Genomic DNA, 11,887 nt, shown 5'->3' on the forward strand with positions numbered 1-11,887 from the left:
ACTCTTTGCCACTATTGTACGTTATTCATTTTGCCTGTGCAGCTTGCCAAGCAACTGTCGGTTCATTTCCATAACTTGCTGTGGGCATAGTAATGCGGGGCAGCACTGTAGTAGCCGAGATTCAAAACTAGCCAGATCAGGGGCATTAAATAAGTGTGCAAACCATATATCTAAGGGAATACCTAACGCCTGCGTTAAAAACAGCTCCCCCTGCCAATCGCGCGGTGAAAGCGATCTAGGTTGCTGGTTTTGCTTTGCCCATAAACACTGCGCAAACGCCCTCTTTATATAAATGAGCCCGAGATCTGCACAGTCATTAATGCTGGGTAAGGTGTGTGCGGCTAGGCGTTTATCGTGTGGAAAATCGAATATGAAATCGGCCTGCCTGGGGTTGGCATAGTGAAAAGGAACGTGTGCGCCCGCAAAAAGGCAAGTTGCCTGCGGCGGTACTGAAAATGGCACGGTTAAGCTCGATTGCCCTTCGCTTAAAACGCAGTGATTATAAACTTGGATATCCGTGGTCAGCGTAAAATGATCGTCACTTTGATGCTGCGCTGGAATAACAAGCTCACCACGTATATCGGTAATATCATCACGCGCTAAGCGCTGTGCTGCCGCTTTATCGAGGCGAAAGTACTCATCAATCAAAACCCGCTCTTTAGCGCGCTCTAGCCAAGCTCGCAAAGAAACCACTTGAGGAATTAACACTCCCTGTGCTTGCAGATAACGCACGAGGTTTTTAAATATCCATACCTGGGGCTCACGACGAAGCAGTGCTGTCATCGTTTCAGAAATAACGATATCGAATCGACTTTGCGCGTCAGGTTGCCAGCAGGTCGCATCAGCAACCACATATTCGCTGACTAAGTGCCCAATATGCCAGCATGCAACCAATTTTTTGACCGCCTCAATATTCTCCTGGTGAATATCCATCAATGTCACCCGCACCGGTAATTCGGGGTGGCATGCGAGGTAGGGCAATAATAAGGTGGCAAAAGGGCCGGTGCCCGCATAGAGGATGTGGACTACTTTATCACCGTGGACTTTATCGTTAATAGCCGCCGCAACCCCTTGCATAAACACTTGGGTGCGCAGTGGCTCCAAGGAGCAGCGTGCAGCTTGTACCGGAGAAATTGCCACCCCATGCTCGGTATATGTTCCGTGCGATGTATTCATATCCGCTCGCGACGAAACACCACTTTCTTGCTCTAACGCGTTAACCAAAGCATGAATAGGTTGCTTAACAACACCAGCGTCCACTGGCGCTGCAATAATGGTTGCGACTAGCTGTTGTAACTGCTTGAGGGTCATTAATCAGGCTCAAAGGGAAACATGCACTATTGTTAGCAAATCCCCTCTTGGTGTGTCATTACAGCGCATTACACTGTGCTCAGCTAATGAGGGTTTTGCAACAAGCTGACAATTCAATAAAATTTCATATAAGACATGAGCTTAGCGATTGACTGTTCTGCGGCCTTGTATGAGAATAGCGATAAAAGGAACATAGCATGGAGGCCTCAATGCTCATCAATGCAAGAGAAGAATTAAGAAATAAGCAGCGAGATCAGCAACTCGCTCATCTATTAAAGTCTAACCAGCATAACTTTATCCATCTTAATGACAGGGAGTTTTTTGATTACGCTGTGAACGTAAAACGCACCCAAGGTCATTCTAATGAGCGAATCGCCGCCTGGTTCGAATCAATTATGGAACGCGCCAATATTGTACCTGAGCTTTGGCGAGCGCATCGCGATTGGGTTAAAAATGGTTCAGGGCTCGTCCCTTTAGGGCTGGATGTGGCCGCCTTGACAGCGATTGCGCTAGAGATGCAGCGTAGCGGTTCAGTCTTTGATAAATTCAAAGTGAAGTCATATTCTGGGAAAAACTACATTATTTTCAAAGGCTACTCAGGCCTGAGAAGACACCTGACGGGAACCCGGTACTTAGCCAATAACCCTAAGCTAGTATCTTTCGGTATCGGTAAGCTGGGAGCGCAAAGCTCTATTAAGCAAGGGTTTGTGTTAACGATTCTTATCTCTGCAGGATTTCATGCCTTGGAGCAACTGATTGATGATAGTAAAACATGGCACGACTTTATTGGTGGTTTATCTGTTGATGTTGCCATCGCAGCAGCATCATCAGGTATTGCCTGGGGAGCGGTAACTGCCGTTGTGGGAACGGCTGCAACCGTCGCCGTTGGCCCTATGATTGCCGTTGTTGTGGTGGGTGCAGCTCTGGCTGGTTTGGCCTATACATTCATTGATACTGATGCGATAGCAGAAAAAATAGCAGCTAGTCTAAGAGCGGTTGAAAACGATTTAAAACAAAGCTTTCAGCAAGCACGTAGAGAGATAGACCGGGCGCAGCGGTGGTACGAACAAGACCCCATCGGGTTTATGCACCGTTTATTTGGGCTTCCTTACTCTGGCGGATATAGATAGCACAATGGATGACGTGCAAAGTACAACGATGGACAGAGTAAAGCTATTCTGCTTTTTTGCTTTATTCTGTGTACTTACTTTACTGCTCCCTTATGCAATGTTCAGTGAAGTGAGCCAAGTAAGTACAGCCCTAGGAGAGCATGTTCTGGCTTTTCGGGAGCGCAGTTTTTCTCCTTCTTTGGTATTGGCCACCCCCGTTTTTGCCGTATTAACCTACTTACTGTGGTTACGAGCAACTCATACCCAAGTAAGTGATAGGCTACTTAGCGGTTGGTTTAAGCTGTGCGGCGTGACCTTGGTATTGATGTTAATTGCCACGCCAGTCTACACCTATCTCATTGAACACCATATTAGTGCTCAGGGTTACACCCTATGCAGCGCCTACGGCCGGGGCACGATTGGCTCAGCCGATATCTGGCTAGCAAATGAGAGTCATTGTATAAAAGAAGGTTTCCCCGTACGCAACGAACTCGTTGACTGGCTATCTCAGCAACCATCTGATACCAGCGCGCAACAAGTAAAGCAGAAGTTGGCAGAGTTACTTGAAGCAGACTCCAAGCGTTAATGCACCGCAAACACTTTTAATAACGATTTTTCATAACTATCGGGATGAGTAAACAATGCAACAATTTCGTTGCGAATAGGGTTTACCCTAATTTCAGTAGGCTCATCTAATATCGCAACCTGCTCACATTGGCCTTCAATAATTTTGAATATTCTTGCGTATGAAGTATTCGATTGAAAAACCTCTAACACCAATAAATCTGCATTTGCGTATACTGAATTCACATAAATATTTTCATCAGCTAGTGGGCACTCAAAACCACGAGTTATTTTTTTATCGCTGACGCGAATTTCACTAACTTTATCTGAACTCACCTCAAGTAAAGTATTTTTCATCTGGTAAAGCCGATGACCTTTATAATCGCTCTGCTTATCTAAAATTTCATCTTCTTTAAAGTCCCATAAAAAGAGCGAGTCTATATTATTCACTAATAACAAAGCGTTTTTCTCATCAACAAAGTGAGGGGCAAAAATACGTCCACTGAACTCCTTTTTAGCAATTGATTTGCCACTAGGTAAATCCCATAATTGCAGCTCTGAACTGTCAAAAAACATCCCTTGCTTATAAGCAACTGTTGCTGCTGTTTTTTCGCCTAAGCTATTATCTTTTCTGATACTAAAAGGCGCAGGTAACTCTTTCATCTTAAGTGAGGGCTTCCGTTTCTCTTTATAATAAGTGCCAGCCATCAGATAATGATCATTAACCAATAACTTATCCCCTAGGAAGCTAAGCTCATAGCCCGATGCAACTTCAGACACTTCATTTTTTGCATCGATTTTTACAACTTTTTCGTCGACTATCGCATACAGGTTCTCTCCATCTTCGGCTAGTTGACTAACCTGATGGGAAAAACTTAAGCTATCTATATCGCCTGTTTTTGTGTTTAGAAGAAAGGTAATATCCGCTGACAAAGTAAATACCAGTTGCTCCCCTGAAGGATGATACTCAACAGACTCATAATGATTTCCATCGAGCTCATATTGAGAAAGCAAGCTTACGCTGGCATTAACTTCGCTTTGAATTAAAAAAGCTATTAATAAATATACAATACGCATTATTTTGCAGAGATGTAACCATAAAAATAATTCAGAAAGTCTTTTACTGTAAGCTTATTACCTGCCCCCATTCCTCGAGGATAGAGCTGATGCACAGGTAGCTTCCCTTCCCTATATCCCCACGTAGCTAGAGTGAATTGCAGCTCTTCTTCCAATAATTCATCATAAGCCATATCAATTAGGTCGATAGATTTTCCCGCGACCGTTATGCCTGAGCTCAAAATAGCCCAATGGTTTGCTAGTGCATTCACTTTCGCGGCTTTAGGTTGCACTTTCATACCCCAAATTCGGGCCTAGCCACTTTTCGGCTTCCTCCAGCGTCATTCCTTGGCGGTTGGCATAGTCCTCAACTTGGTCTTGTTGAATCCCTGCCACGGCAAAGTATTTCGAATCAGGGTGTGAGAAATACCAACCCGAGACGGCGGCACCCGGCCACATCGCATAGGAGCTCGTCAGTTTCATGCCGATGCGCTCTTCAACACTCAGTAATTCCCAAATCTTAGCCTTTTCAGTGTGCTCTGGGCACGCTGGATAGCCTGGCGCAGGGCGAATACCCTGATAGTTCTCACGAATGAGCTGATCATTGTTTAACGCTTCGTCTGCGGCATAACCCCAGTACACTTTACGCACTTGCTCATGCAGGTATTCTGCGAAGGCCTCTGCAAGGCGGTCAGCCACCGCTTTGACCATGATTTTATTATAATCATCACCTTGGTCATCAAAGGCCTGGGCTAAGTCATCTTCTTCTAACCCGCCGGTCACGGCAAAGGCGCCAAAGTAGTCGGCAACACCTTTAGGCGCGATATAGTCGGCTAAACAATAATTAGCAAAGCCCTTTTTGTGCGTTTGCTGGCGTAACTGACACGAACGTAAAATCACTTCGTCACGCTGCTCGTCGCGGTATATTTCTATGTCATCGCCCACGCGGTTTGCTGGGAATAAGCCAATCACCCCTTTTGGTTGAATGCTGCCTTGGCGCGCAAACTCATCCAACATTGCATTTGCATCGGCAAACAATGAGCGCGCTTGCTCACCCACCACCTCGTCATTCATGATACGCGGGTATTTGCCGGCCAAAGACCAGGTCATAAGAAATGGCGTCCAGTCGATATATTGCCGTAAGGTGCTCACTGGCACCGAGTGAAACTCTTGGACTCCTAGCTGTTTAGGCACAGGCGGAGTGTAGTTTTGCCAATCAAGCTGGGCATGATTAGCGCGTGCTTGTTGCAAACCTATGGGCTTGGAGCGGGGTTTCTTGCGTGCTTGTTGCTCTCGCACTCGCTCGTACTCTGCTTTAGTTTTGCTCAAAAACTCACTTTTCGCGGTTTTACTTAGCAAACTAGATGCCACGCCCACCGCACGGCTGGCGTTATTAACATAAACCACACCGTTGTCATATTGGGGCTCAATTTTTACAGCGGTATGTGCCTTTGACGTCGTCGCGCCACCAATCAGCAACGGAATGGTAAAATCGCGGCGTTTCATTTCTTTGGCGACATGCACCATTTCATCTAAAGAGGGAGTGATAAGCCCCGACAAGCCTATAATATCGGCGTGTTCGTCTATCGCGGTTTGTAGGATTTTTTCAGCGGGCACCATCACCCCTAAATCAATCACCTCGTAATTATTACACTGTAACACCACGCCAACAATATTCTTACCAATATCATGAACGTCGCCTTTTACTGTGGCCATGACAATTTTACCGTTGGTTTCACCCTCTTGTTTCTCGGCTTCGATGTAAGGGTCTAAATAGGCCACCGCGCGTTTCATCACGCGCGCTGATTTCACCACCTGCGGCAAAAACATTTTCCCGGCCCCAAACAGATCACCCACCACATTCATGCCATCCATCAACGGCCCTTCAATGACCTCGATGGGTTTAGCAAACTGCTGTCGGCACTGCTCGGTGTCCTCATCAATATAATCTGTAATGCCTTTAACTAGGGCATGTTCTAAGCGCTTTGCCACCGGCCAACTGCGCCACTGTAAATCCTCAACTTTCTCAGCTTGCGCCATGCCCGAATACTTAGGCGCTAATTCCACCAACCGCTCTCCGGCGCCGGCATCTTTATTTAAAATCACATCCTCAACGGCGTCTCTCAGCTCAGAGGGAATATCGTCATACACCGCTAATTGACCAGCATTGACGATGCCCATATCCATTCCGGCTTGAATGGCGTGATACAAGAACACAGAGTGAATAGCCTCACGCACCGGATTGTTGCCTCGAAACGAGAAAGAGACGTTAGACACACCACCGGATACCTTGCAGTGCGGAAGGTTCTCCTTGATGCGGCGAGTTCCTTCGATAAACTCCACGGCATAGTTGTCATGCTCTTCTATGCCGGTGGCCACGGCAAAGATATTGGGGTCAAAAATAATATCTTCTGGCGGGAAGCCCAATTCATCGACCAAGATGCGATAAGAGCGCGCGCAAATAGCAAACTTCCGCTCGGCGGTTTCTGCTTGGCCACTTTCATCAAAGGCCATCACCACCACAGCGGCGCCGAAGCGCTTTAATACCTTGGCTTGGTGACGAAACGGCTGCTCTCCCTCCTTGAGGGAAATAGAGTTCACTATCGCCTTGCCTTGAATGCATTTTAGTCCCGCCTCGATTACTTCCCATTTCGACGAGTCCACCATAATGGGCACTTTCGAAATATCGGGCTCTGAGGCGATAAGGTTCAAAAAGGTGACCATGGCCGCTTTAGAGTCCAACATGGCTTCATCCATGTTGATATCGATAATCTGCGCGCCATTTTCAACTTGCTCACGTGCCACCTCTAACGCGGTTTCGTAATCTTCCTCGAGGATCAGCCGTTTAAAGCGCGCCGAGCCGGTCACATTGGTGCGCTCGCCGACATTGGTAAAAGTTGCAGTATTATTCATGTTATTGGCCCCTTAATTGAGATTACAGGCTTCAAGGCCACTTAAACGCATGCGCACCGGCAGCTCGGGCAAAGTACGTGGAGCGATGTTTTTTAGCCCATCACTAAAGGCTTTAATGTGCTCGGGCGTGGTCCCACAACAGCCACCAACAATATTGATAAACCCTTGCTCCCCCCAGTCGATGATTTCTTGTGCCATTTCCTCGGCTTCTAAATCATATTCGCCAAATTCATTCGGCAGCCCAGCATTGGGGTGCACCGAGGTGTAGGTTTCACAAATACTAGCCAACTCTTCCACATACTGACGCAGCAAATCTGGCCCTAACGCACAGTTCAAGCCAATGGAGAGCGGTTTAATATGGCGAATGGAATTATAAAACGCCTCGGTGGTTTGCCCTGACAAGGTTCGACCCGAAACATCGGTGATGGTGCCGGAGATCATCACCGGCAGAGTCACTCCAGCCTGTTCGAACGCTTCTTCTACCGCAAAGGAAGCGGCTTTGGCATTGAGGGTATCGAAAATGGTTTCAATTAAAATCAGATCGGCACCACCTTCTATCAGCGCCAGGGTCGATTCGATATACGCGGCCACCAGCTTATCGAAGGTGATATTGCGATAGCCCGGATCATTAACATCCGGCGAAATCGAGCAGGTTTTTGATGTTGGCCCCAGTACGCCGGCCACGTAGCGCGGTTTGTGTGGCTCGCGAGCGGTGAACTCATCGGCCACTGCGCGTGCCAGCCGGGCCGATTCGAGGTTAATCTCACGGCTTAGGCTCGCCATGTCATAATCTTCCATGGAAATGGTCGTGGCGTTAAAGGTATTGGTCTCAATAATATCGGCGCCCGCTGCCAAATATTCACGGTGAATTTGTGCTATCAACTGCGGTTGAGTGAGGCTCAATAAATCGTTGTTGCCCTTGACCAACACATGCCAATCTTGAAACCGCTCACCACGATAATCATGCTCTTCGAGCTTATGCTGTTGGATCATCGTACCCATGGCGCCATCTAAAATTAAAATGCGCTCGTTGAGGGCCAGTGTTAATGCATCACGTTTATTCGGCATAGTTGTTAGTCCTTACATCCTGGCTAACCAGATTAATATCATAGGGAGTGGTTTGGTAAACGTAGTAATTAAGCCAATTCGAAAATAGCAAAAAGGCATGGCTTTGCCAGGTTTTCGAGGGCTCTTGCGCTGGGTCGCCATTAGGGAAGTAGTTTTCTGGCATCGGTGCGTCAGCGCCTTTATCGCAATCACGTAAATACTCTTTTTTCAGGGTATCGGCATCATATTCAGGGTGTCCGGTGATATACACCTGCGAACCGCTCTGGTTCTTAAGTAAGTAAGCACCCACCCTTGGCGAGCCTGCTACCACGACTAACTCTTTACAGGCGTTTATCGCAGCAATATCAATATGGCCATAACGCGAATGCGGGACTAAGAAGCGATCGTCAAAGCCCCGGGTTAACGCCGCGTGGTCAAAATAACACTGATGCTCAAACACTCCGCACAACTTATTTTTCTGCAATTGACGCTTAAGTCCATGGTGATGGAAAAGCCCAGCGTGCGCCGCCCAACAACTAAATAGCGTCGAGGTCACATGGTGCTCCGCCCAATCAAAGAACGCTTGTAGCTCCGACCAATAACCTACTTCATCATATTCTAAGTGAGCCAAGGGCGCGCCGGTAACAATCAAGGCATCGTAATTATTGTCTTTAACATCTGAGAAATACTGATAAAACATATCCAGATGCTGCTCTGAGTTGGCGCTAGAGCGGTGCGTATCTAAACGCAGTAAGTCAACATTGACCTGCAATGGCGTATTCGCCAGCAAACGAATAAATTGCACTTCGGTTTCCACCTTATTCGGCATCAGGTTCAAAATAGCCAAGCGCATGGGCCGGATTTCTTGAGTCCGAGCGCGACTTTTTGGCATCACGAATACGTTTTCTTGGCGCAGCTCCATAATGGCTGGCAAAGCGTCTTGAACCGTAATGGGCATGGCGGTACTCCGAATTAGAAGATAAGAGGCTATTATGAACGCCACACTGGAAATTTCAACCTCTAGATGTTTAGACGTCCAAAATAAAGTTGCAGTGAATGAGTTAGCTGCAATAATGCCCGCGATTAATTAACTAAGAGTCGATGATGGGTATAGGTGAAATTGCAGCAATCAGTGCAGCCGTGGTTTGGGCCTTTTCTACCTTATTGTACAAAGGCTTCAGTCATCATCTTTCACCGCTGCAATTAAATGTAAGTAAAGGCTTACTCGCTTCTTTAATGATGGTGATTGCCATGGCGCTGCTTGGCGATGGGGCCATGCCAGTGCAGCTCACCTCATGGGGCTGGCTTATCGCCGGTGGGGTTATCGGTATCGCCATTGGCGATAGCGCCTACTTTGGCGCCCTGCGCAGTATTGGCCCAGCACGAACCTTAATAATCGAATCTCTCGCCCCAGCCTTGACTGGCATACTCAATATTGTGCTGTTAGGTGTGTACTTACCGCTACTGGCCTGGTTGGGCATCGCCATCACTTCGGTGGGGGTGATCCTCGCGGTATTACCTCAACGCCACTTGCCCCCAGTTGATAAGAAGTTTTACTTTCAAGGCGTGGCTTTCGCATTACTTGCGGCTTTGTGCCAAGCCAGTGGCATGGTGATGTCAAAAGGGGCTATGAATACTGAGTCGATGAGTAGCCTATGGGCCGCCCTTATTCGCCTCCTTGCCGGCACATTGAGCGTGGCTTTACTGGTAATGATTATAAAACGCAGCGACCTATACCAAGCCATTCGACTGCACGGTATTGATAACAAACGCTGGCTGCTCGTGGCTGTTTTTTTCGGCACCTTTGTTGGCTTGTGGCTGCAATTGGCGGCGGTGCAGCATACCGACCCGGCTATTGCACAAACTATTTTTGCCACCGCCCCGCTGATGGTCATGACGATTGGCTTTTTTAAACGCGAGCCGGTGACTTGGCGTATGATAGTGGGCGGTTTACTGGCGCTGGCTGGAGTGGCCATATTATTGGCAAATTAACGGGCCATTCGTTGACGCTTTCACCATAGAAACTCTACAATAACGGCAGTTTAAATTAGTCACATTGTAAAGGCTCCTTTCATGGTTTTACCTGATAAGTTTATTTTCTCGATGAGTCGCGTGTCAAAGGTGGTGCCACCTAAACGCACTATCTTAAAAGACATCTCTCTGCACTTTTTCCCTGGCGCTAAAATTGGTGTACTTGGCCTAAATGGCGCAGGTAAATCGACCTTACTACGCATTATGGCCGGCGTGGATAAAGATTTTGAGGGTGAGGCACACCCTCAACCAGGCATTAAAATTGGTTATCTTCCTCAGGAGCCTGAGCTTGATGAAAGCAAAACGGTGCGAGAAGTTGTAGAAGAAGCGGTCAGTGAAGTTAAAAATGCTCTTGATCGCCTTGACCAAGTATACGCTGAGTATGCCATGGAAGATGCCGATTTCGATGCGCTTGCCAAAGAGCAAGGCGAACTTGAAGCCATTATTCAAGCCCACGATGGCCACAACCTTGATAACGCCCTAGAGCGCGCCGCAGATGCATTACGACTGCCAGCTTGGGATGCCAAGATTGAGCATTTATCAGGGGGTGAGCGTCGCCGTGTAGCAATCTGCCGCTTATTGCTTGAAAAGCCAGATATGCTTATTCTCGATGAGCCTACCAACCACTTAGATGCCGAATCTGTCGCTTGGTTAGAGCGCTTCCTACATGATTATGAAGGCACTGTAGTGGCGGTAACCCACGACCGTTATTTCCTTGATAACGTGGCTGGCTGGATCCTCGAATTGGACCGTGGCGAAGGTATTCCGTGGGAAGGCAACTACTCTTCTTGGCTTGAGCAAAAAGACGCACGTCTGCAACAAGAGCAAAAAGCTGAGAAAGCAAGACAAAAATCCATCGCTCAAGAGCTTGAGTGGGTACGTTCAAACCCGAAAGGTCGCCAAGCAAAATCAAAAGCGCGTATGGCGCAATTTGCTGAACTACAACAAGGCGATTATCAAAAGCGTAACGAAACCAATGAGCTGTTTATTCCACCTGGCCCGCGCCTAGGTGATCAGGTCATTGATGTACAGGGATTAAACAAGAGCTTTGGCGACCGTGTGCTTATTGATAACCTTGATTTTAGCGTTCCCAAGGGAGCGATTGTCGGCATTATTGGTGCCAACGGTGCTGGTAAATCGACCTTATTCAAAATGCTCAGCGGCGAGGAAAAGCCTGATAGTGGTGAAATCACCCTAGGTGAAACCGTTGAACTCGCCACCGTTGACCAATTCCGTGGCAACATGGACGAGAGCAAAACCGTATTTGATGAAATCGCAGACGGTCAAGATGTGTTGAAAGTGGGCAACTTCGAGTTCCCAAGCCGTGCTTATGTGGGGCGCTTTAACTTTAAAGGCAATGATCAGCAAAAATACGTCAAAGACCTTTCCGGCGGTGAGCGCAACCGTTTGCACTTAGCCAAACTACTAAAAGCGGGCGGCAACGTATTGCTTCTCGATGAGCCAACCAACGACTTAGACGTTGAAACCTTGCGGGCGTTAGAGAATGCAATTCTCGAGTTCCCCGGCTGTGTCATGGTGATCTCGCACGACCGCTGGTTCTTAGACCGTATCGCCACTCATATTCTTGATTATCGCGACGAAGGCCAAATTAACTTCTTCGATGGTAACTACACCGAATACGAACATTGGTTGAAGAAAACCTTAGGTGCCGAGGCTGCACAACCGAAGCGCATTAAGTATAAAAAGATTGGTTAATTAACCACATAAAAAGGCCCCATCTCGATGGGGCTTTTTTGTGCCTTTGGCATCCACCGAAGTATGGCACTGTGATTGCGCTAACGCGCCACTACTTGATGACCATTGTGATATTTTTAGCTTATTGAAATAGCGAAAAA

Annotated in this window: 10 protein-coding genes; 4 read left to right on the top strand and 6 right to left on the bottom strand. The window is 47.4% G+C overall.

Annotation, left to right across the window (positions count from 1 at the left end; all coding sequences use genetic code 11):
- Positions 1 to 21: 21 nt before the first annotated feature.
- Entirely contained in the window at positions 22 to 1,311 is a 1,290-nt protein-coding gene (locus MHM93_RS12790) for a class I SAM-dependent methyltransferase (RefSeq protein ID WP_239449362.1), read from the bottom strand.
- Positions 1,312 to 1,520: 209 nt separating this feature from the next.
- On the opposite strand from MHM93_RS12790, the gene MHM93_RS12795 reads away from it, so the two are divergent.
- Both MHM93_RS12795 and MHM93_RS12800 read left to right on the top strand, forming a co-directional pair.
- Positions 1,521 to 2,441, top strand: a complete 921-nt coding sequence (locus MHM93_RS12795) for a hypothetical protein (protein ID WP_130148415.1) — start codon at positions 1,521 to 1,523, stop codon at positions 2,439 to 2,441.
- Between the two features lie 4 nt (positions 2,442 to 2,445).
- Positions 2,446 to 3,006: a hypothetical protein gene (locus MHM93_RS12800; RefSeq protein ID WP_239449363.1), complete on the top strand. Its 561-nt coding sequence runs from the start codon at positions 2,446 to 2,448 to the stop codon at positions 3,004 to 3,006.
- Here the strand turns inward: MHM93_RS12800 and MHM93_RS12805 are convergent.
- From MHM93_RS12805 to metA, 5 genes are read right to left on the bottom strand one after another with little or no spacing between them, the layout of a single operon-like run.
- Complete coding sequence (locus tag MHM93_RS12805; protein ID WP_239449364.1) at positions 3,003 to 4,061, bottom strand: hypothetical protein; 1,059 nt, start codon at positions 4,059 to 4,061, stop codon at positions 3,003 to 3,005. The genes MHM93_RS12800 and MHM93_RS12805 overlap by 4 nt on opposite strands.
- The gene (locus tag MHM93_RS12810; protein ID WP_239449365.1) at positions 4,061 to 4,333 is read right to left on the bottom strand and encodes a hypothetical protein; all 273 of its coding nucleotides are present in this window, start codon (positions 4,331 to 4,333) and stop codon (positions 4,061 to 4,063) included. Before MHM93_RS12810 ends, MHM93_RS12805 begins: the two co-directional genes overlap by 1 nt.
- Positions 4,323 to 6,953, bottom strand: coding sequence for a methionine synthase (gene metH, locus MHM93_RS12815; protein ID WP_239449366.1), 2,631 nt, complete (start codon positions 6,951 to 6,953; stop codon positions 4,323 to 4,325). The genes MHM93_RS12810 and metH overlap by 11 nt, the downstream gene beginning before the upstream one ends.
- Positions 6,954 to 6,965: 12 nt before the next feature.
- On the bottom strand, positions 6,966 to 8,021 hold the full coding sequence (locus tag MHM93_RS12820; RefSeq protein WP_239449367.1) for a homocysteine S-methyltransferase family protein: 1,056 nt from the start codon (positions 8,019 to 8,021) through the stop codon (positions 6,966 to 6,968).
- Positions 8,011 to 8,958, bottom strand: a complete 948-nt coding sequence (gene metA, locus MHM93_RS12825) for a homoserine O-succinyltransferase (RefSeq protein WP_138509866.1) — start codon at positions 8,956 to 8,958, stop codon at positions 8,011 to 8,013. The genes MHM93_RS12820 and metA overlap by 11 nt, the downstream gene beginning before the upstream one ends.
- A gap of 146 nt (positions 8,959 to 9,104) precedes the next feature.
- On the opposite strand from metA, the gene MHM93_RS12830 reads away from it, so the two are divergent.
- Together MHM93_RS12830 and ettA are read left to right on the top strand one after the other, a co-directional pair.
- Positions 9,105 to 9,992: a DMT family transporter gene (locus MHM93_RS12830; RefSeq protein ID WP_235419399.1), complete on the top strand. Its 888-nt coding sequence runs from the start codon at positions 9,105 to 9,107 to the stop codon at positions 9,990 to 9,992.
- Positions 9,993 to 10,073: 81 nt separating this feature from the next.
- Positions 10,074 to 11,747 carry an energy-dependent translational throttle protein EttA gene (gene ettA / locus MHM93_RS12835; protein WP_239449368.1) on the top strand — a complete coding sequence of 558 codons (1,674 nt, stop codon included), beginning with the start codon at positions 10,074 to 10,076 and terminating at the stop codon, positions 11,745 to 11,747.
- The last annotated feature ends 140 nt before the right edge of the window (positions 11,748 to 11,887 follow it).

The sequence above is a fragment of the Pseudoalteromonas sp. MM17-2 genome (genome assembly GCF_022347945.1).
Classification (GTDB): domain Bacteria; phylum Pseudomonadota; class Gammaproteobacteria; order Enterobacterales; family Alteromonadaceae; genus Pseudoalteromonas; species Pseudoalteromonas ruthenica.